This window comes from Mesorhizobium sp. P2_D6 (assembly GCF_056404315.1).
The window spans coordinates 1-23077 of the sequence record NZ_JBFUEG010000001.1 but is presented as its reverse complement, the minus strand read 5'-3'; the positions used below and the strand labels follow the sequence as shown (position 1 = coordinate 23077).

Here is a 23077-nt window from a genome sequence, read left to right as displayed (position 1 = left end):
AACGCCGCCGAACCTACACCAATCTGCGACGTAACATACTGAAAACAAAGATAAATACTTTCAGAGACAATCAGCGACAATCGGCACGCAGAGATTGGTTGTGACAGACCGACTGACGGGTCGCGTACATATTGCCCACCCGAAATTTTCTGAGTACCGTCACAGTCAATGAGGCTAGTGACGGTACTTTTTTGCCCCATAAGGCATTGAAGAAAAAAGGAATTTTCTGCCGAGAAGCCTCAAAATTGTACTGACGGTACTTTTTCAGGAGGCAGTAGGCATGCTGACGGATGCCGCCCTTAAGGCGCTGAAACCAAAACAGAAAATCTACAAGATTGCAGACCGTGACGGCATGTACATCCGCGTCATGCCCAATGGCGCGATCTCGTTTCGGCTGGACTACAGGCTGAATGGACGCCGTGAAACGGTCTATCTAGGCAGATACGGCAGAGACGGCATCTCGCTCGCGTTGGCCCGGGAGAAGTGCCTCGACGCGAAGCGCGCTGTTCGCGAGGGACGATCGCCGGCCATCGAGAAGCAGCGAGAGAAGCGCCGCTTGAAAGAGGCCAAGAGTTTTGGCGAGTTCGGGCAGAAGTGGCTCACCGCCGCGCCGATGGCCGACAGTACGCGCGCGATGCGGCGCTCCATCTTCGAGCGAGAGCTGCTTCCGGCCTGGCGCAATCGACTCCTGACGGAGATCACGCCGGACGATCTAAGAGCCCACTGCGGCAGCATCGTCGAACGTGGTGCTCCGGCGACCGCTATCCACGTTAGAGATATCTTAAAGCAGATCTACGGCTTCGCCATCCTGCACGGGGAGAAGGTGTCCAATCCGGCTGATGAAGTCGGGCCGGCGTCGATTGCCACGTTCGTGCCAAAGGATCGCTCGCTCTCGCCCTCGGAAATCCGAGTGATGCTGAAGCAGCTTGAGCACGTCGCCACCCTTCCCACGATCCGCTTGGGAATGCGGCTTTACCTGCTCACGATGGTGCGAAAGAGCGAGCTGCAGGACGCGGTTTGGGACGAGGTCGATTTCGAAAATGCGGTCTGGACGATCCCGAAAGAACGCATGAAGCGATCGAAGGCGCATAACGTCTACCTGTCACGCCAAGTGCTCGACATCATGATTGCCCTGAAGACCTGTGCAGGGAATTCCAGATACCTTCTTCCATCGCGGTACGATGCGGATGCTCCGATGTCGCGTGCTACCTTTAACCGCGTCACCTACGCGGTCGTCGAGCGGGCGAAGTCCGAGGGGCTGCCTCTGGAGCCGTTTACGGTTCATGACCTGCGGCGAACGGGCTCGACGCTGTTGAATGAACTTGGTTTCAACAGCGATTGGATCGAGAAATGCTTGGCACACGAAGACGGGCGCTCGTCGCGTGGTGTCTACAACAAGGCCGAATATGAGGTGCAACGCCGCCACATGATGCAGGAATGGTCGGATATCGTCGATGCCTGGGTCGGTGGCAAGAAACATGTGCCGACACTGATCCCGCCGTCGATGCCGATCTTGGAGCCTGATCCGGCCCTTTAATTCCATACACGGGTTGTACGGCGCATCACGCCTGTTTGGCCCGAGGTTCGCCGAGTCCGTTTTTCCTGCTACGCATTAATATGAAACTTTGTGGCGCCGGTATTATAGCTGGACGATAATATGGTGAGGCGGTTCGGGACTCACTACTGCCAGGCATTAGCAAACCACTTTTGTGATTCCTGTTAACGGTTCCCTGGCTCGCACCAGGACCTTCGGCTGCACTCCGGCGACCCCACATCGTACACGAAAGTCGAACCACGTTTTCCGGATCTGTCCAGGCCGCCGACTGGCTTCTGCTACCTGTCTAAACGCGCAGAATCATCTTCCTCAATGATGTCTTCGAGTGTCCGGCGCTTGTTGTTGAAGGTCGTCAGCCGGAAATCGAGCCCTACAATGTTCATGAGTGTGAGCACGCGTTTGAAACCCATGTCGGATACCCTGCCATTCTCAAGCGCCTCGATCCTCGCCCGGCTGAGCCCGGAAAGTTCGGCGAGCTTTTCCCGGGTCAGCTTGCGCTGCTTCCTGGCATTCTTGATCTCATTGCCAATATCGTTCAGGTCGATCATTTTCGCCTCACAAATTAGCTGTTTCGAGCTTTTGTGAGGAAAATAGCTTATATAATGGCTGTTTTCGAGGCTCTGATAACCGTGACATCAGACGGCATCATGCCGATCATAAGCAGCAAGCTCCGCACGCTCTTTGCCCCTGATCATCATCGCCATCATGCCGCCGGCGCGATTGTGCCGACGTGACCATCAGCGATCTTCGGCGGGGTGGATGGTTATCACAGATGTCCCGATTCTCGGGTTAGCAGCTTCGACGTTCGCGACCGCTCAATCTGGTTTCATGGACGCCCACCTGAAGCCTTCACTAGGGCGTCGGATTTGCCAGTGGACTTTGCGGCTCCATGGCATCCGCCGCCGCGGCAGATATGCCGGAACGGATTGATCATCGACACCAAACCGTGGCGATCATCCCCGGTGCTTACGATATTTGTGCCCGATCTCGCGCTCTGACCGGAGAGGTTTTCCGTAGACGCACATCAGGAGGACTCGCTCGGGGGATCGGAACTGCCCTGCGAGCCTGCAGCCAGGCTTCTACTTCGGCCAGATTCCAAACTACGCACCGAGGGGTGAGAGCGAAGCGTCGAGGAAATTGCCCGCGTTGTTCCATTTCATAGATTGTGGTGTCGGCCAGAGGTACGATTTCGCGCAGCTCCTTGCGGCGGATCGTCCGCTTTGTTGCACTTTTCCCGGGACCAGTCATGGCGCCATTCCTCCTTCGCTAAGCAGACGATTGAAGCAGATGGTCTTCAGGGAAGGAAATGGCGAAAGCCGGCAAGCGTATGCAGGGCGGTCATTTCGTAAATATCGGCCGGTGAGGGTTAGCTGTGGCCCGGATCGACCATATGCGTCATGCGCGGCGGATCGCTTCCTGCTCTGCGGTCACGTTAGCGAGCAAAGTTTCATATGGCGCCCTTCGCCGGGGGCAGTCGGTCCCGCATCCCGCCTCACGGCGGCGCTATGCTGATGCTCCTTCGGCCGCCCTGTTGAACCGGTCTCAGGGCCACGAACCTGCTCCAGCACCGAACTGACTTATTCCCGCTGACGGAGATTTCGGTGCTTCCGCCTTGTACGCCCTTTTTCACATTGGTCGGGAGATCAGGGCTCTCCCGACGGAGAGTCAGAGGAGGAGCGGGTTTTTCGCGACGGGTTGAAAGCGGAAGGAGAGGCCTTCGGCGCCAGTCGCGGAGAACCGCAATGTCTGTCCGGACCAATCGAACTCATCCTGTCGCTGACCGGTCAAACCTATACGACGAGATCACCGCCAGATTAGGCGGCACAAGCTGTCCCTCTGTCCCGCTCTCTAGACGGTGGGACACTGCGACAGCCGCGCGTCAATGCTGCGGGCTATAAAGGAGGGACCGGCTCATGCAACCCTGCTGTTTTGTGGATGGCGGCAATGCGCCTCTTGTCGGCCGTTGAGGGCACCTTTGCCACCTCGTGAAATCAGACATTGCCGGCGACGAGGCTTGTCGGTCTCGGTCGCGACAGGCGCAAAGATCAGTCGAGGCTGATCCGCGTTCCCTTGGCGCCGTTGAGCAGCCGCTTGAGATGGAAGCTGGCGAGCTGGTCGTCCGGACATTTGCCGATCTGCGCGGCGAAAGCCGTAAGCGCGGCTGCATCGCCGGCCTCCAGTCTGCCGAAGGCTTCGAGATAGCTCGCCGTCGAAGGATCATCATACTGCTTTGACGACAATGGCTCGAACGCGCGCAGCGCCTCGACCCTGCCGCGCAGCATCAGATCGCCGACCGGCCGTCCACGGAAGCCCTCGACCCTTGCAGCCACGCTCCCGCTGACGCAGATACGCGTGCCCAGCTGCTTGTTGGCGCTTTCCAACCGCGCCGCGATATTGATGGTGTCGCCATAGGCCGTATAGTCGAAGAAGCGGCCTCCGCCGAAATTTCCGACCAGCGCCGGACCTGCATGGACGCCGATGCGGGTCGTACCGACCGCGACGCCTTTGTCGCGCCAGCTATCGCGGAACGATTGCGACAGCGCGTCGAGCTCGAGCGCGCAGGCAACCGCGCGCGCCGCATGGTCCTGCTGCTCGCCAGGCGCGCCGAACAGCACATGCAGCGCATCGCCGACGATCTTGGCGACGGTGCCTTCATGCGCGAACACGACGTCTGTCATGCCGGCCAAATAGTCGTTGAGGAGCGCGCCTAGCGTGGCAGGGTCGATCGTTTCCACCAGCGTGGTGAAGCTGGTAATGTCCGTGAACAGCGAGGCGACCTCGCGCCACTGCCCGGCTAGCGCCAACCCGTCGGCGTCGCCGGCCAGCCGCTCGGCCAGATTGGGCGAGAAATAGCGCGACAGCGATGCATGCGCGCGCTCCGCGACCGCTTGCCGCCGATGCGCCTCGTGCAGCACCTCGCGATGCTTCAAGGTCTTGGTGATCGTGGTCTCCAGGTCGGCAAAGTCGATCGGTTTAGTGATGAAGTCGAAGGCGCCGCGGTTCATCGCCGTGCGGATGTTGGCCATGTCGCCGTAAGCGGAGACGATGACCGTCGAAAGGTGCTGCCCCTCGGCCTGCTGCAACTTTTCCAGCAGCGACAGGCCGTCCATACGGGGCATGTTGATGTCGCACAGCACCATGTCGATGTCGCTGTTGTCGTCGATGACGGACAGGGCGTCCACGCCATCGCTGGCAAACAGGAAAATGACCGCGCCGTCGCGGATCTGACGCCGGAACTTCTGGACGATCAAGACCTCAAGATCGGGCTCGTCGTCGACCACGAGGATGCGCGCCGTCACGCCACCATTCCCAGCCGGGTTTCGATCTGTTGCCTGAGCGCCGAAAAGTCGATCGGCTTGGTCAGCAGCGCTTCGGCACCGTTCTCCAACGCCTTGCTCTTGGTTTCGGCGTCGCCATAGGCGGTGATCATGATGACCGGGACGTCGGGCCGCAGCACCTTGATCTTCGGCAGCAGCTCGAGCCCGCTCATGCCGGGCATGTTGATGTCGGACAGGACCAGGATCAGTGTCACCCCTTCGGCGTGGTCGATCTGCTCCAACGCATCGACCGCCGATTGCGCGAACTCCATGGTGAAGCGGCTGGCTCGGATGTCGCGGCGGAACTGCTGGCGAAACAGCGGCTCGACGTCGGGCTCGTCGTCGACGACCAGGATGAGGAGGCTCATGCTCCACCTCCCGATTTTGCGAGCGAGGCCGCAGCGCGCGGCAGCACAATCCGGAACTCGGTGAACGCGCCTGGTTGGCTGTCGACGTCGATCGTGCCGGCATGCTGTTTGACGACGATGTCGTGGCTGAGCGACAGGCCGAGCCCGGTGCCCTCGCCGGCTGGCTTGGTCGTGAAGAATGGATTGAACATCTTCTCCTTCACCTCCGGCGGAATGCCGGTGCCATTGTCGCGGATCCTGATTTCGACACGGTCGCCGAGACTCCTGGTGGTAGCGGAGAGCGTCGGCTCATAGCCCGCGCCATTCGCCGTGGCGCTACGCTTGGCCGTTGCATAAAAGCCGTTGGAGATGAGGTTGAGAAGCACCCGCGTGATCTCCTGCGGGTAGAGATCGACATCCCCCGCCTGCGGGTCGAAATTCCGCGTCAGCGTGACGTTGAATCCCGGCTTTTCGGCGCGCGCCCCGTGATAGGCAAGGTTCAGGCTCTCCTCCACGACGGCATTGATGTCGATCGGACGATGCTCCCCTGAACCCGCGCGCGAGTGCAGCAGCATGTTCCTGACGATGGAATCGGCCCGCTTGCCGTGCTGGACCACTTTGTCGAGATTGCTCTTGAGCATGCCTGTCAGTTCGGCGACCTCTTCGCGCACGGATGCCTCCAAAGGCGCTTCGGCCAGCACACTGCTCAAATCATCGATGAGTTCGCCGGAGAGCGCTGAGAAGTTGTTGACGAAGTTGAGCGGGTTCTTGATCTCGTGGGCGATACCGGCGGTCAACTGGCCGAGTGAGGCGAGCTTCTCCGTTTGCACGAGGCGGTCCTGCGCGGTCCTCAGATCTTCGAGCGAGCGTGACAATTCGCGGGTACGCGCCTGCACCTCGTCGAACAGCCGGACGTTCTCGATCGCTATGCCGGACTGGTCGGCAAACGTCTCGACGAGCTCGATCTGCCTCGGCGTGAAGTCCCGCACCTGTGACCGCGTCAGCGCGAACACGCCGACCGGCGCGCCTTCGCGCAAGATCGGAACACATAGAATGGTTCGGTAGCCGCCGAGCTTCTGAAGCTGCGTTGCCCCGTAGTCCGGGTCGGCGAGCACGTCCGAAACGTGGACGGCGCGAGCTTCGAGGGCCACCCTTCCGGTGACGCTGTCGCGACTGGCGGCGAAGGGATTGGCTTTGGCGAAAACCGCGGCTTCAGGCAAATTGCCGTACTCGGCCGACCACCGGTAGAGATCGCCGTCGCGTTTGAAGATGACGCTCGTGTCCGCGTCGCACAGCTTGGCCGCTGATTCCACCAGCGTGTCGAGAACCGTCTGCAGGTCGAATGTGGAACGGCTGATCGCCTTCAGAACATCCGCCGTTGCCGTCTGCTGCTGCAGCGACTCGCTCAATTCCGCCGTGCGGGCCTGTACCTCGTCGAACAGACGGACATTTTCGATGGCGATCACTGCCTGGTCGGCAAAGGTTTCGACGAGTTCGATCTGCCTTTCGGCGAAGGGCCGCACCGTCGAGCGGGTGAGCGAGAAAACGCCGATTGGAACCCCCTCGCGCAGCAGCGGCACGCACAGCAGCGTGCGGTATCCGCCGAGCCGCTGTCCTTCCCACAGCGTGTAGTCGGCGTCTGCCAGCACATCCGGAATCTGGATGGCCTTGCCGTCGAGCAGGACTCGGCCGACTCCAGTGCCGCGCCCCGGGACGTGCACAAAGCCGCTGAAATATTCCTCGAGCTCGGCCGGATAGCCGTAACTCGCAGCCTCGACGAATTTGCCGTCCGTCTCACGCACGATCGAGGCGTTGTCCGCTTCGCACAGCCGGGTCACCGATTCGGCCAGAGCGTCGAGCACTGCCCGGAGGTCGAACGTCGAGCGGCTGATCGCCTTCAGGACGTCGGCCGTCGCCGTCTGCTGCTGCAGCGATTCGCTGAGTTCGGCGGTACGCGCCTGCACTTCGTCGAACAGCCGGACATTCTCGATGGCGATCACGGCCTGGTCGGCGAAAGTCTTCAGAAGTTCGACTTGCTTAGCGGCAAGAAAGCCCGTCTCAGCACGCCCGACTGCTATGCAACCGATAGGCAGGCCGTCACGCAGCATCGGCACGGCGACAGCACTGCGCAGGCCCGAAAAAGCCGCCGCGGCGCGATGCGTGAATTCACTATCCAAGGTGAGGTCCGGGATCTGCGCCACGTCAAGATATAGAATTGCCCGTTCGGCAGCGCTGCCGCGAGTAGGTGCCACGGGAAAGGTGTTGCGCACGATCTCAACGCTTTCTTCGGTGATGCCGTGATGCGCGACGAAATGCAGAAGGTCGCCATCAAATCTGTAGACAAAGCAGAACTGCGCTTCGCATAGACGGGCGGCACTTTGCGCGATCATATTAAACACTGGCTGCCCATCGGTGGGCGAGCGGCTGATAACGCTAAGCACATCGCTGGTCGCCGTCTGGTACTCCAGCGCCTCTGTGGCCTCCCGTGTCCGCTGCTGCACCTCCTCGAAAAGGCGAACGTTCTCGATCGCAATTACGGCCTGGTCGGCAAATGTCTGGACAAGTTCGATCTGGCTATTGGTGAAGGGCCCGGGTTCAGGTCGCGTCATTGCGAAGACGCCAATTACCGATCCTTCGCGCATGAGCGGTACACAGAGCACAGCCGAATAACCTCCGAGCCGCGGAGCTTCGGGAAGGCCATGTTCTGTGTCCTTGGTAACATCCGGAACATGGACGACTGCCTTGTCGAGTGCTGTTCGGCCGACCCAGGACTGTCGGCTGATCGGACTTGGATTCGCCTCTTCATACGCGCGATACTCCGGGGTTTGGTCGTAGCCTGCCGCAAGCCGGAAGACATCGCCGTCGCGCATAAAGATGCCAGACGTTTTCGCACCGCAGAGCCTCACAGCAGAATCGATAAGTGTCTGCAGGACGCTCTGCAGGTCGAATGCGGAGCGGCTTATGACCTTGAGCACATCCGCGGTCGCGGTCTGCTGCTGTAATGCTTCGCCAAGCTCGGCGGTGCGGGCCTGCACCTCTTCGAAGAGCCGCACATTGCCGATCGCGATGACGGCCTGGTTGGCGAAAGTTTTGAGAAGGCCAATTTGGCTGTCGCTAAAGGGCCGCGCCTCGATGCGCCGGATCATAAGCGCTCCGATTGCCTTTCCTTCCTGCAACAGCGGAGTGGCGAGAATCGCGCGAAAACCGAGACGTTGAGCCATCATTCGGGCAGTTGCAAACTCCTCTCCAGCGATGGTCAAGTCGTGAACGTGGACCGGCACCCCATCCAATACGGCGCGGCCGGTAACGATGTCGCGCGCGACCGGCAAGCCAGCACTGTCAATCGGAATCGGTCCATGATGCGCTCCCACAGCCAGCCTGTCGGAGCGCAGCAGATAGATCGTTGCGTCATAGGCGTCGCAGAGCCGAGCGGCACTTTCAGCGACGGCGTCCAGCACAGGCTGAATGTCCGTAGGAGACCCGGCGATCACTTGCAATATTGCGCCGGTCGCTGTCTGCTTCTCTAGCGCGTCGGTCAGATCACGGCCACGCGACTCGACCTCTTCGAACAGCCGGACGTTTTCGATGGCTATGACCGCCTGGTCGGCGAAGGTCTTGAGCAGTTCGACCTGCCGATCGGGAAAATCGCCGGCTTCAAGCCGGTCGACCGTGATCACGCCGATCGGAACGCCATCCTTGAGCATCGGCACCGCGACGGTGCTTCGCGATTGCAATAAATCGGCAAGCGCGCCCATCGTATGATCCGGATCGGCCTGATAATCCGGATCGGCCTGTATGTCGGGGATTTGCACTACGGTGCCGCTGCTCACCGCCCGCGCGGCAGCGCTGCCACGTCCTGGTGCCATTGGGAAGCTGCGATCGATCGTCTCGATGGCTTCGGGCGGCACCCCGTAATGGGCCATGAAGTGCAGGAGCGTTCCATCGAACCGGTCGACAAAGCAGAATTGCGCCCCGCAGAGCTTGGCGGCGCTCTGGGCGATCGTGTCGAAGACGGGCTGCGCATCAGTCGGGGATCCGGAGATTGCGCGCAATATCTCGCCGGTGGCCATCTGCTGTTCCAGCGACTCGGCTAGGTCGCGGTTGCGGGACTCGACCTCTTCGAAGAGCCGCACGTTCTCGATCGCGATGACCGCCTGATCCGAAAATGTCTGCACCAGTTCGATTTCGCGCGTACTGAACGGCGAGACCGACGAGCGGGCGAGGACGAAGACGCCGGTCACGGCGCAGTCACGCATCAGCGGAACGCCCAGCAGGGTGCGGAAGCCGCCGAGCCGCTGGCCTTCGATGTTGGTATACTCCGGATCGTCGAGAACGTCGGCAATCTGCTCCACGGACCCGCTTTGGGCAACGCGGGCGGCGATGCTGCCCCGGCCCGGCGTGACCGGGAGGTTGTTCATGTGGTCCTGGAATTCTTGGCTCCATCCGATCTGTACCGTCGGCTGCAACACGTCGCCCTGGCGCAGATAGATGTAGCCCATCCCGGAATGACAGAGGTCGGACGCGGACTTCACAAGCGTATGCAGCACGGAATCGAGATCGAACGCCGAACTGCTGATCGTCTTCAACACTTCGGCCGTCGCCGTCTGCTGTTCCAGCGCTTCAGTCACCTCACGGTTGCGCGCCTTCACCTCGTCGAACAGGCGGACATTCTCGATGGCGATCACGGCCTGGTCGGCGAAGCTCTCGACCAGTTCGACTTGACGCGGCGAAAATAGCCCGATCGTCCGCCGCCCCAAGCCGAATACGCCGATGGTCTCCTGACCCCGCTTCAGCGGAACAGAAAGTACTCCGCGGAAACTGCCCATGACTGCCGCTTCCGGCCTTTCGTATTCCGGGTCTTCAAGCGCGTCCGCCACGTGGATCGTCAATCCCTCCAGTGCGGCGCGGCCCTGGAACGTCCCTCGTCCCACGACATGTGGGTTGGCTCGTTCGTATGCTTGCAGCTCGGCAGCTTGCCCGCCGCCTGCCATGAACCGCAACGTATCGCCAACGCGCAACGTGATTGCGCCCATGTCCGCCCCGGCCAGCCGTATTGCCGAGTCGACCAGCGTCTGCAGTACCGGTTGGAGATCGAAGGCCGACCGGCTGATTGCCTTGAGCACATCGGCAGTCGCGGTCTGCTGCTCCAGCGCCTCGCCGAGATCGTGCGTGCGCGCCTGCACCTCGTCGAACAGGCGCACGTTCTCGATGGCGATGACCGCTTGGTCGGCGAAAATCTTGAGCAGCTTGATCTGCTTCTCGCTGAAAGGCTTGACCTCGATGCGCCCGATGACGAGCGCGCCGATCGCCTCGGTGTCACGCATGAGAGGTGTCGCGAGCATCGTGCGGTGGCCAAGCCTTTCGGCCAGTGTTTGGCTGACAGGAAACTCCGCACCTGCTGCCGCTATGTCGTTGACATGCACAGTCTTGCAGTCGGCGAAGGCGCGACCGCAGACCCAATCGCGTCCGACCGGCATCGGTTCGAAGTCGAAGGCGATGGGGCCGTAGTGTGCTTTGGGGAAAAGTGTCCCGTCTCGCGCTAGGAAAATGCCGGCGTCGTAGGTGTCGCAAAAGCGCGCAGCACTCTCCGCCACGACCTGCAGGACGGGTTGGATGTCGGTGGGCGATGCGGCGATCACCCTGAGGATCGCACTCGTCGCATTCTGCTGTTCAAGGAGATTGGCGACCTCCGCGGTGCGTACCTGATTTTCTTCGCGCGCCGCTGTCAACTCGGATCGGAGCGAGCGGATCGTCATCTCAGAGTCGTAGTCGGGCCCTCCCACAGAGGAGCTCCTCTTTTTCTCTGCTCAGTGTCGGCTCTGGCCAGCCCAGCGTCAAGTTTGGTACCTGCAACGTCCGTTCGTCACGCAGAGCGGTCGCTCCGGTGATGCACCTGAGCGTCGGATTTCGGAGCAATTGCAGACAGGGAATACGTCCGAGATGGGATCGTAGGCCGACTGACCGCTCCCTCGCACCTTGACCTAAAACAAGTCGACCAGCTTCCGTCCCCTTTGCCGGACCGCAATTCGCCTCATCTCGGTCATACCGGGCACCTTGGCCGCTCGCGAAAGCGGACATTTCTCGTGACGACCGTGACTCAGGGATTTGCCGCAGAAGCGGACATCACAGGCCAGTGGCTGCGCAAAGACGCTGCCCAGGTACTGACAATCAACCGCTTGGCATGTAACAGTGCTTGCTAATGTATGATGAGCAGTTGGGGAAGGATGCCGCTCACACTCTTGGCGGAATTTTTTGGGGGAGAAAGCCGACATGCAGAGCTCAGTCGAAATCGACCTTGCTGGTCGACTCGAATCGGCGAACCGGTACATTGCCGAACTAGAAGTCGCCAAAGCATCTGCGGCAACCCAACTCAGCCAACTTTCTGCCGACAACAAGCGTCTGCTCGACCTCACCGAGGACCGCGCAAAGGAACTCGCGATCCTCAACAGCGTCGGCGAGGCAATGGCCAAGACGTTGAACGTCAAGACTGTCACACGCATCGTCGGTGACAAGGTTCGGGAGATATTCGGGGAGGACATCACGGAAATACTGCTGCACGATGAGGCCTCTGATCTCATCACCGTCCCGTATTCATTCTACCGTGAGTACCAGGACGTGGAACCGTTCACTTTGGGCGCAGGACTTACCTCAAAGGTCATCCTCTCTGGAACCCCGCTGGTTATCGATACGTTTGAGCAGTCCCTCAAGTTTGATGTGATCGCACTTACCGAAGCGGAGCGAGCAGAATCGTACATAGGCGTGCCGATCATCGCTGGAGGCAGAACTCTAGGTGTTGTCAGCGTGCAGAGTTACCAAAAGAACGCCTTTAGCGAAGATCACGTGCGTCTCTTGCAAGCCCTCTCTTCGAGCATGGGAGTTGCCATCTCGAATGCCCGCCTTTTCGACGAAACCCAGCGACTGTTGAAAGTATCCGAGGACCGCGCAAAAGAACTCGCGATCCTCAACAGTGTCGGCGAAGCAATGGCCAAGACGTTGAATGTCAAGACCGTCACGCGCATCGTCGGTGACAAGGTGCGCGAGATATTTGGAACAGACGTCACCGAAATCCTGCTGCGTGATGAGAAGTCTGATCTAATCACCGTACCCTATGCGTTTTACAGGGACTATCAGGACCCCGAGCCATTTGCGATGGGCGAAGGTCTGACCTCCAAGGTCATACTCTCAGGCAAGCCATTGGTGTTGGGCACGACTGAGCAACACGTTGCTCTGGGCGCACTTATACCTACAGAAGATGACAGGACCGAATCCTACTTGGGTGTGCCGATCATCGCTGGTGACAGGATTTTGGGTGTCGTCAGCGTTCAGAGCTACGAGAAGAATATCTTCAATGAAGATCATGTGCGTCTGTTGCAGGGGCTGTCATCCAGCATGGGCGTCGCCATCTCCAACGCACATCTGTTCGATGAGACGCAGCGCCTGCTGAAAGTGACAGAGGACCGCGCAAAAGAACTGGCGATTCTCAACAGCGTTGGCGAAGCGATGACGAAGTCGCTTAACCTGGACACTGTTATTCGCTTGGTAGGCGACAAGGTGCGGGAGGCTTTCGGCACCGAAGTCAGTGAAATTTTGTTACACGATAGCGAAACCGGCTTGATCCATGTCCCTTATGCATACTTTAGGACCTATAGAGCTATCGATCCATTTCCAATGGGCATGGGAGTAGCTTCGAAAATCATAACAACAGGTGAGCCCTGTGTTTTCGGCACTCTTGAGGAAGGAAAAGAGCTTGGCGCCTACTTTCCACACGAAGAGGATAGGACTGCCTCCTACATAGGCGTGCCGATCAAGTCTGGTGAGGGAACACTGGGTGTTCTCAGTGTGCAGAGCTATCAGAAGCATGCCTTCGACGAAAACCACGTGCGCCTGCTGCAGACGGTGGCCTCCAGCATGGGGGTCGCCATCGCCAACGCCCGCCTATTCAATGAAACCCAGCGTCTGCTCAAGGTGACTGAAGCCCGCGCTGCCGAACTTGCCGCCATTGGAACGGTTAGTCAGGCGCTCATAGCAGAATCGGAACTTGACAGCACGATCCAGTTGATCGGTAACCAGATGCAGGAGATCTTTGATGCCGATATTGTCTACGTCGCACTGCTCGATCCGGAAACCAAGCTAATCCATTTCCCCTATCAGTTTGGCGAGGCCTTCAACACACTAACCCTTGGCGAGGGGCTGACAAGCAAGATCATAGAGACTGGTGAGCCGCTGCTGATCAATCAGGATGTGGCGGAACGTGGAGCGCAGATCGGGGCTACCCCCGTCGGCAAGGATGCGTTGTCCTATCTCGGCGTTCCGATCAAAACTGCGCAAGGAACGCTTGGAGTTATCAGTGTTCAGAGCACTACGCGGGAGGGCATATTTACCGATGACTCGCTTCGTTTGCTTTCCACCATTGCCGCCAATGCCGGTGCGGCCCTCCATAACGCGCAGCTATTTACCGAGCTCAAACAGCTTTCCCTGGCGCTGCAGCAGGCAAAGGAGGCGGCCGAGGCGGCAAATGAGGCGAAGAGTTCTTTTCTGGCGACGATGAGCCACGAAATTCGTACGCCAATGAATGGCGTGATCGGAATGAGCAACTTGTTGCTTGGTACAAAGCTTGACGCTGAACAACGCGAGATTAGCGAGACTATCAGCAACAGCGGCGAAGCCCTGCTAACGATTATCAACGACATACTCGATTTCTCCAAGGTTGAGGCCGGCAAGCTGGAGCTTGATCCAAGTCCCTTCGAACTCCGGGAATGCCTTGAGAGCGCAATTGACCTGGTGGCCTCCAAGACCGCGGAGAAGGGGCTCGACCTAGCGTACTTGGTGGAGCCCGGTACTCCCGACGGGATTGTCGCAGACAGCACAAGACTGCGGCAGATTTTGCTTAATTTCCTCAACAATGCTGTGAAATTCACGGAACGGGGTGAAATTGTACTATCGGTGACGAGAGTTCCGTCCGCAGTTGAAGACATGGGGACACCTCACCGTGGAAGCGAAGAGGGCTTATCCACACTGCAGTTCGCAGTACGCGATACCGGTATCGGAATTCCCGAGAGCCGACTGGATCGCTTGTTCAAGTCTTTCAGCCAGGTCGATGCCTCGACGACGCGGCGCTACGGCGGAACCGGGCTAGGGTTGGCGATCAGCAAACGACTGGCAGAACTGATGGGCGGCGAAGTATGGGTGGAAAGCGTTGAAGGGTCAGGGACGACATTCTTCTTCACGATCCGTGCTGCCGTAGCGCCCGCCCCCAGGCAGGCGCAAATGTCTGTGGCCAAAGTTGAACTCGCACGCAAGCGGTTGCTCATCGTTGACGACAACGCAACCAACCGGCGCATTTTGTCTCTGCAGGCCCAATCCTGGGCTATGGTTCCACACACAACCGAATCGCCCCTTGACGCATTGCGCCGGATTTCGAGTGGCGAAAATTTTGACGCCGTCGTGCTCGACATGAGTATGCCAGAGATGGACGGCATAGAACTGGCCAAACGATTGCGTAGTCTTGGTCAACGGGGTGACCTTCCACTGATATTGCTGAGCTCCCTCGTCCCTCTTGATGAGAAAAGCAAGGCGGCTATCGAGAGCATCAAATTTGCGGCGATGCTTCCTAAGCCGATCAAGCCCTCGCCGCTCCTCAATGCTTTTATGTCAGTCTTTGCCGTGGCTCCAACGCGTTCAGCCAAGCCTGATCAACCCAAGGGACCATCCCTCGACAGCGAAATGGCGGCAAAATTGCCGCTTCGGATCCTGCTGGTTGATGACAACATCACCAATCGGAAGATTGGGTCCAAGGTGCTTGAACGGCTTGGCTACAAGGTAGACTTGGCGGTGGATGGAGAGACGGCGATTTCGTCATTTGCCGAGGGACAACACGATGTCATCCTGATGGATATCGAGATGCCGGACATGGACGGGCTCGAAGCCACGAGGTTGATCCGCGCATCAGGCGCCGGGGATTCGCTGCAGCCTTTCATCGTGGCACTTACCGCCAATGCAATGGCCGGCGACCGCGAGCGCTACCTGGAAGCTGGGATGGATGATTACCTGAGCAAGCCGTTGCGCGTGGAGGAGTTGGTCGCCTCTCTTAAACGCGCCCACCAACATAACTGACAACAAAGGTCTGGTCATGGATGTTGTGCAGGACGCTCTAGACAAGCTCCTTGATCTCATAGGTGGGGATCAAGGCTCTCTTGCAGAACTCATTGAGAGTTTTCTGGAGGAATCCCCGTTGCTGGTCGAGCAGATGCGCCGGGCTGCGGAGTCCGGCGACCGTTCAGGCCTTGGCCGCGCTGCCCATACGCTGAAATCAAGCGCGCGGGACTTCGGCGCCAACCAACTTTCCGCGCTTTGCGCGGCAATGGAACAATCCTGCCGCGACAGTATGCCCGGCGGGGCCGCGACGGAAGTGGAACTCATCGCGGGCGCGTGTGACAGGGCCAGCCGAGATCTAAGCTCGCGCCTTGCCGATTTGAAACGAGGGGGACAACCGAATGAGCATAGAATCGGAGACACAACCACCTAATGCTCGCGCATCTCAGGGTGCGCGCGTGCTCATAGTAGATGACTCAGGCACTGTGCGCCTGAAACTCAGCAAAGCCATTCAAACGCTTGGCCATGAAACAACAGCTGTCGCAAGCGGCAAGCTGGCGCTCGAACAGGTCACCCAGAACTCATTTGACCTGGTACTCCTTGATATAGTCATGCCCGAAATGGATGGGTTCGAGGTGCTCAAGGCGCTCAAGTCCTCGCGAGCCACTCGCGATCTGCCAGTGATCGTCATTTCGGCGCTCGATGAAGAAATGGGCAGCGTGATAAGCGCTATCGAGCTTGGCGCTGAAGACTTTCTGCCAAAGGACTTTGAGCCCGCTCTACTGAAGGCTCGTGTGGACACCTGCATCGAGAAAAAAAGACTCCGCGACGTTGAGACGGAATATCTGCGGCAGGTCACCAAGCTGACCAGGGCGGCCGCCACCTTGGAAACCGGGCGGTTCAATCCTTCGAAACTTGGCATCCGCGATGTGGCAAGCCGTACAGATGGTCTCGGCAAGCTTGCCACCGTGTTCGCGGCAATGGCCCAGAAGGTCTACGAGCGAGAGCGAAAGATGCGGCAGAATATTCGCACGTTTCGTGGGGCTCTATTGCTGCTTGCATGTGGTGGGCTATGGGGCGTCGTCGTGCCACTTTCCAAGATGGCTTCGCTCGTTGAGGCTCATCCGATAGGATTGGCAATCCTCATTGACATTATAGGAGCTGTGTTCTGCATCGGGATCAGTTTGAAGCGACGGACAATGCCGAGCCTCAAGGATCTCACATGGGCGGATCGGAAGTTCATCCTGCGTTTTGCGTTCATTAGCTCGGTGATCAACCAGGTCTTGGTGTATTGGGTGGCAAGCAAGCTTCCAGCTTCGATCGTCTCCATTGTCATCGTGCTTGAGGGATTTGCCGTCTTCTTGTTCGCCGCTTTGATGCGGACCGAAGCTCCGAATTTGAAGCGCTTTTTAGGTCTTGGATTGGGTCTCGTCGGCATCTTCATTATCCTCCTCTACGGAGAGCCCGGAGAAATGGCCACCAGTTGGGTGTGGCTTGTCATTGCTCTTGTAATTCCCGTCACTTACGCGGCCGAGGATGTCTATCTCTCAGAGTCCAAGCCCGCCAACATCGATAACGTCGCCCTGTTCGGGTTGTCGCTCGTCGTCTCGGTTTTGATGCTGATCCCACTTGCCGCTTTTTATCAGGACTTCGTGCCATTTGATCTGTTGACTGGTCGCCTTGGAGTCATCGTCTTGCTGATGGCTGCCGCTGGCAATTTGGCGATGCTGCTTTTCATTCAGTTGATCGCCAGCACCGGTGCTGTCTTCGCAAGCCAGAACGCCTATGCGGGAACAGCAGCCGGCATAGGCTGGAGTATGCTGTTACTTGGAGAGGCGATACCAGTTGTGACCTGGGCCTCGCTGGCCCTGGTCATCGTCGGTCTCCTGATGGTCGAGCCAAAGCAGGAGGCTGAGGAAGAACCCCCGCCCCTTGACGACTCGCTGGAGGCCGCGGCTTGATCTGCTGCCGTCACCCACGGAATGAGAGATCGGCTACCAACCACTGACGCGCCCGACATCAAGGCGACGAGGCGCCCCCTTTCGAAGCGGATTGAAAGCAAAGCCGTTTCACCATGGGCAATTCGAAACCTTTTGAGGAGATCGCCATGAGCGCTCAAGTCTTGCCCAGCGTTCTCGCATTTGAACGCTACGACCCGACTGACGCCTCGCTGGACTGGCTGCGCGAGCGTGGGGTCAACGTCATTTTCGGCAATGCGCTCTGGGAAATGCCGTTCAAGCGCTTCACCGAGGATGAGCTGATTGCCAAGGCACATGGCTGTGTCGCCTTGATGGGGGCAAGCGGCACCCGCATCACCAGGCGCGTGATGAAGGCGCTTCCGGATCTGCGCTACATCTCAAAATATGGCATTGGCGTCGACAGCATCGACATCGACGCCGCCACCGAGCACGGCATTCTGGTTTCGAGTACGCCGAACGATTTTCAGATCTTCACGGTCAGCGAGCACGCGGTCGCCCTGATGCTGGCGGTTGCCAAACAACTTGGCACGTGGACGCCCGAATTCATGCGGCGTGGCGGGTGGCGCGGCCTGACACATGGCGCGACGCTGCGCGGCGCCACCGTCGGCATCCTCGGCCTCGGTCGCATCGGCCGTGGCGTGGCGCAACGGCTGTCGGGCTGGGAGACCCGCATCCTTGCCTACGATCCCTTCCTGGAGGAAGCGCCTCCAGGCATCGAACTCGTCGACTTCTTCACGCTGGTGGAGCAATCCGACTTCCTGACGCTGCACGCAACGCCGAGCCCGGATAACCATCACATCCTAAGCGCCGCCGCGTTCGCGAAGATGAAACCGTCAGCCATCGTCGTCAACACCGGGCGCGGATCGCTGATCGACTACACAGCCCTGCGCGCAGCGCTGGCCAATGGCCAAATCGCGGGTGCGGCGCTCGACGTGTTCGATCAGGAGCCGCCGAAGACCGACGATCCGCTGTTTTCGCTACCCAACGTCTTGTGCACACCGCATGTCGCCGCCTGGACGACTGAAGGAACACAGGCCATCGGCTGGCATGCGGCCAAGAACCTGTGGGCCATGATGAGCGGCGAAGGACATGCCGATATCGTCAACCCGCAAGCCAGGCAGCGCAGGAGTGCGGTCTAGCTCGGCGACGTGTTATTCCAGGAGGCTTCGTGAGTGCCCCAAGCCCTTCTGCCTGGATTGTGGGAACCGCAAGGCAATCAATGTGGATCCTGAACTTGCCGAGGAGAAGGTCCGGGCTTCACCAGATTACCGACCGGTCGATTTCGCCGATGCGCGCCCGGCCGGTTAGCGCCATTGCCATCTCGAAGTCCCGGCGAAGCAGGTTGAGGCAATAGGCTACGCCCTCGGCACCATCCGTTGCCAGTGCGTAGACATAGGGGCGGCCTATCATGACTGCGCTTGCCCCCAGGGCAATCGCCTTCAAAACGTCGATGCCACGCCTCACGCCGCCGTCGAGGATGATGGGGATCCGCCCGGCTACCCGCTCCGCGATGGCGGGCAGAGCATCGATGGTCGCCGGCAGGGTGTCGAGGTTACGCGAACCGTGGTTCGAGACGACGATGGCATCGGCGCCGGTTCCGATCGCCTGCTCGGCATCGTCAGGATCGAGGATGCCCTTCAGGATAAGCGGCAGGGTTGTCAGCGAACGCAGCCAGGCAATATCCGCCCAGGTCGGCATGGCGCGACGCTGCGCCGTGCCAACTTTGAGCACGCCAGTGTTCCGGTCCTTGAAGTATGGCGTCGCGAGGCTGTCGGGAATTTTGAATCCTGCCCGGAACTGCCTGCGGCGATCGCCTGGCGTTGGCAGGTCGACCGTTACGCTGATGGCCTTTGCGCCCAGTGCGGCCATGCGCGATACGACTTCGCCATTGAAAGCGCGGTCGCTTTGCCAATAGAGCAGGAACCAGACTGGAGACTGGCTCGCCGCCACGCAATCCTCGATCGTCGCCGTCGCCGTGGTACCCAGAGTGAACACCGCTTCCGCCATTCCAGCGCCGCGAGCCGTGGCCATCTCGCCTTCCGGATGTACTAGTCGCTGGTATGCTATTGGGGCCAGAATGATCGGATGCGGCAGCCTTTGCCCGAAGAGTGTGATACCGGTATCAAGTCTTGTCACATCGCGCAGCACGCGCGGCCTTAACTTGACGCGGTCGAACGCGGCTTCATTGTCCCCCTTGGTGATTTCTTCGCCAGCACCGGCGGCAATGAACTCGTAAACGGCGTGCGGCAATAGCTCCCGCGCCGCCGGTTCAAAATCCGCCAGGCAGAGAAACCGGGTTTCGAAGTCAAGCGGCATGGACCAGTCCGATAAGTATTTCAGAAAAAGTCGGCTATTTGACAGGGAACATTCGTGCAAATCGCCGCTGGCCGCAAGGCGGCGCCGCCGCGCGCAGGGCAGCGAGTTCCGATCAACGCAGATTCCGGGACATTCATATTTGTTGGCCCCTGTTTCTCCTCTCCATAAGACATCGGAATCGCCAAAGGTGCCCGCCAGCGCGACGTGAAATCAGGACTGTTTCGTCAATGTCGCGGCCAACCGCGACTTGCGGTGCTTCCCGCTCATTCCCGCTGGTCGGGCACTGCTTTACAGACAGTTCGGATTACGACGCAGATCTGGGCTCTAGCAGGTGACGCGGGAAGTTCTGCTTCAGCGCCAATGTCTTCCGAAACCGGACAGTCCCCTCCCGGCCCAAAACGAGACATTGGCGGTACGCCACCGTGAGCGGTTGGGTGGGCGCAAGCTTTCATTCAAGTCACGTCAAACCGTTATCGGCGGACATCTCGGCCAGCAGTTCGCTTCACGTTTTTGATAGCCAGCGCCACAATTGCCTCCCTCCTTCTTTTTCACAGAGCGCACCAACGACCTCTCAAACGGGCTGATCTGGCCGAAGGACGGCTGAAGCCTCGACCGCCTATGCCGCAATGGCGCGTCGCGCGCTTCTTCCCCTGGGCGTAGCCCATTCCTCGCGAAACCAAGAAACGCGGGACTGCGCCATCCTCCGCTTTGCTGCGGTCGCAAGCGATGCGGCGGCGGCCGCCTCCGGCCCCACGATCGCCATCGAGGTCGCATGGTGCGGGTTCGGAAACGAAGAAACGGAGACTGAAAATGGCTACCATCGGCACTTTCAAGAAGACCAATGCGAACGAGTTCACCGGCGAGATCGTCACCCTCAGCGTCCAGGCCAAGGGCGTGCGCATCGTCCCCGACACTCGGGCCAGCGGCGAGAACGCTCCAAGCCACCGCGTGGTGGTCGGCAAGGCCGAAATCGGCGCCGCCTGGTCCAAGCGCTCCAACGAGGGCCGTGACTATCTCGGGCTCAAGCTGGACGATCCGAGCTTCACCGCTCCGATCTACGCCAACCTCTTCGCCGACGAGGAAGGCGAGGGCCACAGCCTCATCTGGTCCCGCCCCAACCGCCGCAACGGCGAGTAACTGTCAAGCGAGCCCGTTCGACTCCGGTCGGACGGGCTTCGGCGTCTGACAGCTGGCTTCAGCGGTGAAGCCGCGATCAACTGCTCTTTCGCAACAGAATTCCGTTGTTGGGCAGTACTTCGATGCCAGCTCTCTCAAGCGCATTCACGATCGCTAATATATTGTTTGCGATTGGAGTCCGCGCGCCGCGTTCGAAATCAGCGATTGTCTGCCTTGCGACGTTTGCCGCCCGGGCCAAATCATCTTGGCTCCATCCCAACATTGCACGCGCACCACGACACTGTTCGGCGCTGAAATTCGCTGCCTTCTCGCCAATATTCTGATTGACCTCAATCAATTTGTATATTATCCCTGTCTCGAACTTGCGGTCGAAGAGGGTGCGCAAACACCCTTTTCGACCTGACCAACGCCAAGCTGTGTGGAGCTCGGATCATGGCTGATTCCGACAATACCACGACTTTGCCTCCCGTCACGCTTGGACGGGAGACGCAATCTCCATTGACCAAAGAACATCCTAAGCCTTCGGCCGACCCTGCAGTGGAAGACCGCCGTTGGCCGATCCAGCACTTGTCCTGTCCCTTGCCTGGATTGACGCGCACGTTGCAATGCTAGCCTCTTCTCTCAGGCAGCAGCAGGCGGAGGAGGGGTTCTTGGAGCGCTGCTCGCTATTGCCTACCGGCGAAGTGATTGGGCGCGGGGAGGGGGCTTGCGCCGACCGCGACTGTCCTGATTTCCTGAAGGGAGAGCAGGATCACGCTGAAAAGGCCGACGCTTTGCTGGCTGAGATTGCCGCGACGCCTGCTCAATCCTTGGCGGGCGTGGTCGCCAAGCTCGCGGTCATCCTTCGGGAGGCGACTGACAACACCGACCTTTGCGAATTTCCGCTGCCGCACATCCGCTCGGCCTTGGCCGATCTGCGGCGCCTCACGGATGAAGCGATAAGCGATCAGCTTCCCGGCTGGCCCGCCGGCGATCAGTCGATCGGCACGCTGTTCGAGCAGCCTGCATCATCTTTCGCTGCCTGGCGCGCATTCAGTGCCTGGAGCCAGGGTGATGATGATGCCTATCGCGCCTGGACGGACACATTCAAGACACTACAAGGCGCAAGCCAGTAGGCATCGCAAAAATCTCCACTTGATCGCTCAGCGCCGAGATCTCTCCTCGTCCATTCGTCAATGACGGAATCCAAGGATTTCGTTCAACGCCGCGTCCCCCTATCAAATCCTTGAGAAGGGAAGGATGCGGATGAAGCCGGATACATCGCAGTGGCGTGACCCACAAGCATATGCGTTCGTCAAAGCCGCCGCTGCCGATGTGATCGCGTGGGAGTTCCTGCGACGCAATCCCCAGTATCAGCAGGACTTCGCCGCCTCCCGCTCAGCCAAGGCGATGCGCGCGTTGCGCAAGCGCTGGGGTTTGCAATTTCGCCGCCAGGCCTGACCAGTCCGCGGTCGAGCAGACCGTCTATTGGGCGCCTCAGATCGATCCGGGGGTCGTGAACCTTGTCCAGATTCCGCCGGATCTGCGAGCGCAGGGAGGCAGTGCTTCCGACGTCCCGCTGGCCGCGGGCCGGCATGACGAGGTCGGCCTTCACATGCGCTCTTCGCCGGGCGGCACGCAACTGGCGCTTCTCGACGACGCCAAGCCAGGCGAACCCCTTGCCGCCATCATCCCGCTCGACGACATGGCGCACGACAGGCTCCAGGCGATCGAGCGGTTCATCCAATCTATCCATAGGCAACACCTTCCCGACGCCCGCTTGACCACGGCCCAGCGCCGGCGCCTAGGCCACATGCTGCGATGCCTTGATGGCCGCGCCCAGCAGGCATCCCATTTTGAAGTCGCGACCGCCTTGTTCGGTCCGCGGCTGGTCAGCGCCGCCGACTGGCATGACTCCACTTTTCGCTACCAGACGTATCGCCTCGTCCGCGACGGGCTGAGGATGATCGAGTGCGGCTATCGCCAATTGCTGCGCGCGCGGCGGCGTCATCTCTGACGAGTGCCGCCGGTCGAGTTGTCCACTTACTTGCGCTGTCTCCAAGCCGACGCCTACTCTCAATCCTGAAGCGGATGGCGGCTTTGCGCCGGTGGGTTCAATAGGTCATTGCAACACCTTCTGTAGCCTATCGGCCGGCGTTTCGAAGTCCAGGGTTTTTCGGGGTCGCTGATTGAGCCGCAGGGCGACGGCGTTGAGTTGGTCCTGCGAGACGTGGGAGAAGTTGGTAGCTCTGGGGAAATACTGCCTGAGCAGACCGTTGGTATTTTCGTTGCTGCCGCGCTGCCAGGGACTGCGCGGATCGCAGAAGTAGACCTGTAGGTCGGTGGCAACGGTGA

18 protein-coding genes are annotated in these 23077 nt (G+C 59.6%); 10 read left to right on the top strand and 8 right to left on the bottom strand.

The window, feature by feature from the left end:
* Window positions 1-280: 280 nt before the first annotated feature.
* The gene (locus AC1D1L_RS00090; RefSeq protein WP_477337815.1) at window positions 281-1537 is read left to right on the top strand and encodes a tyrosine-type recombinase/integrase; all 1257 of its coding nucleotides are present in this window, start codon (window positions 281-283) and stop codon (window positions 1535-1537) included.
* Window positions 1538-1833: 296 nt separating this feature from the next.
* On the opposite strand, the gene AC1D1L_RS00085 is transcribed toward AC1D1L_RS00090, so the two are convergent.
* Window positions 1834-2103 carry a helix-turn-helix domain-containing protein gene (locus AC1D1L_RS00085; RefSeq protein WP_477337813.1) on the bottom strand — a complete coding sequence of 90 codons (270 nt, stop codon included), beginning with the start codon at window positions 2101-2103 and terminating at the stop codon, window positions 1834-1836.
* Window positions 2104-2157: 54 nt separating this feature from the next.
* On the opposite strand from AC1D1L_RS00085, the gene AC1D1L_RS00080 reads away from it, so the two are divergent.
* Window positions 2158-2289, top strand: coding sequence for a hypothetical protein (locus AC1D1L_RS00080; RefSeq protein WP_477337811.1), 132 nt, complete (start codon window positions 2158-2160; stop codon window positions 2287-2289).
* A gap of 232 nt (window positions 2290-2521) precedes the next feature.
* Here the strand turns inward: AC1D1L_RS00080 and AC1D1L_RS00075 are convergent, their stop codons facing one another.
* The 4 genes from AC1D1L_RS00075 to AC1D1L_RS00060 form a co-directional block, all read right to left on the bottom strand.
* Entirely contained in the window at window positions 2522-2803 is a 282-nt protein-coding gene (locus AC1D1L_RS00075; RefSeq protein WP_477337809.1) for a helix-turn-helix transcriptional regulator, read from the bottom strand.
* A 797-nt stretch (window positions 2804-3600) separates the two neighbouring features.
* A complete protein-coding gene (locus AC1D1L_RS00070; RefSeq protein ID WP_477337807.1) occupies window positions 3601-4854 on the bottom strand; it encodes an adenylate/guanylate cyclase domain-containing protein in 1254 nt (417 codons plus the stop codon).
* Window positions 4851-5240, bottom strand: a complete 390-nt coding sequence (locus tag AC1D1L_RS00065) for a response regulator (protein WP_095081778.1) — start codon at window positions 5238-5240, stop codon at window positions 4851-4853. Before AC1D1L_RS00065 ends, AC1D1L_RS00070 begins: the two co-directional genes overlap by 4 nt.
* Window positions 5237-10975, bottom strand: coding sequence for a GAF domain-containing protein (locus AC1D1L_RS00060; RefSeq protein WP_477337805.1), 5739 nt, complete (start codon window positions 10973-10975; stop codon window positions 5237-5239). Before AC1D1L_RS00060 ends, AC1D1L_RS00065 begins: the two co-directional genes overlap by 4 nt.
* 514 nt (window positions 10976-11489) lie before the next feature.
* Between AC1D1L_RS00060 and AC1D1L_RS00055 the strand changes: the two genes are divergently transcribed.
* The 4 genes from AC1D1L_RS00055 (at window position 11490) to AC1D1L_RS00040 (ending at window position 18429) form a co-directional block, all read left to right on the top strand.
* Window positions 11490-15332: a GAF domain-containing protein gene (locus tag AC1D1L_RS00055; protein WP_477337803.1), complete on the top strand. Its 3843-nt coding sequence runs from the start codon at window positions 11490-11492 to the stop codon at window positions 15330-15332.
* Window positions 15333-15348: 16 nt separating this feature from the next.
* Window positions 15349-15744: an Hpt domain-containing protein gene (locus AC1D1L_RS00050; protein ID WP_477337801.1), complete on the top strand. Its 396-nt coding sequence runs from the start codon at window positions 15349-15351 to the stop codon at window positions 15742-15744.
* Window positions 15713-17272, top strand: a complete 1560-nt coding sequence (locus AC1D1L_RS00045; RefSeq protein ID WP_477337799.1) for a response regulator — start codon at window positions 15713-15715, stop codon at window positions 17270-17272. Before AC1D1L_RS00050 ends, AC1D1L_RS00045 begins: the two co-directional genes overlap by 32 nt.
* A gap of 146 nt (window positions 17273-17418) precedes the next feature.
* Complete coding sequence (locus AC1D1L_RS00040; protein ID WP_477337797.1) at window positions 17419-18429, top strand: hydroxyacid dehydrogenase; 1011 nt, start codon at window positions 17419-17421, stop codon at window positions 18427-18429.
* A 118-nt stretch (window positions 18430-18547) separates the two neighbouring features.
* On the opposite strand, the gene AC1D1L_RS00035 is transcribed toward AC1D1L_RS00040, so the two are convergent.
* A complete protein-coding gene (locus AC1D1L_RS00035) occupies window positions 18548-19666 on the bottom strand; it encodes an alpha-hydroxy acid oxidase (protein ID WP_477337795.1) in 1119 nt (372 codons plus the stop codon).
* 750 nt (window positions 19667-20416) lie between these two features.
* On the opposite strand from AC1D1L_RS00035, the gene AC1D1L_RS00030 reads away from it, so the two are divergent.
* A complete protein-coding gene (locus AC1D1L_RS00030; protein ID WP_113190782.1) occupies window positions 20417-20743 on the top strand; it encodes a DUF736 domain-containing protein in 327 nt (108 codons plus the stop codon).
* Between the two features lie 76 nt (window positions 20744-20819).
* Here the strand turns inward: AC1D1L_RS00030 and AC1D1L_RS00025 are convergent, their stop codons facing one another.
* Window positions 20820-21128, bottom strand: a complete 309-nt coding sequence (locus AC1D1L_RS00025; protein ID WP_477337793.1) for a helix-turn-helix domain-containing protein — start codon at window positions 21126-21128, stop codon at window positions 20820-20822.
* 166 nt (window positions 21129-21294) lie between these two features.
* Here AC1D1L_RS00025 and AC1D1L_RS00020 point away from each other — a divergent pair, with 166 nt between their 5' ends.
* The 3 genes from AC1D1L_RS00020 (at window position 21295) to AC1D1L_RS00010 (ending at window position 22739) form a co-directional block, all read left to right on the top strand.
* On the top strand, window positions 21295-21858 hold the full coding sequence (locus AC1D1L_RS00020) for a hypothetical protein (protein WP_477337791.1): 564 nt from the start codon (window positions 21295-21297) through the stop codon (window positions 21856-21858).
* A gap of 130 nt (window positions 21859-21988) precedes the next feature.
* On the top strand, window positions 21989-22183 hold the full coding sequence (locus AC1D1L_RS00015; protein ID WP_477337789.1) for a transcriptional regulator domain-containing protein: 195 nt from the start codon (window positions 21989-21991) through the stop codon (window positions 22181-22183).
* Window positions 22184-22238: 55 nt separating this feature from the next.
* The gene (locus AC1D1L_RS00010) at window positions 22239-22739 is read left to right on the top strand and encodes a DUF2285 domain-containing protein (protein WP_477337788.1); all 501 of its coding nucleotides are present in this window, start codon (window positions 22239-22241) and stop codon (window positions 22737-22739) included.
* Window positions 22740-22844: 105 nt separating this feature from the next.
* Here the strand turns inward: AC1D1L_RS00010 and AC1D1L_RS00005 are convergent.
* The coding region (locus AC1D1L_RS00005; RefSeq protein WP_477337786.1) for an IS30 family transposase at window positions 22845-23077 on the bottom strand (233 nt) is incomplete at its 5' end.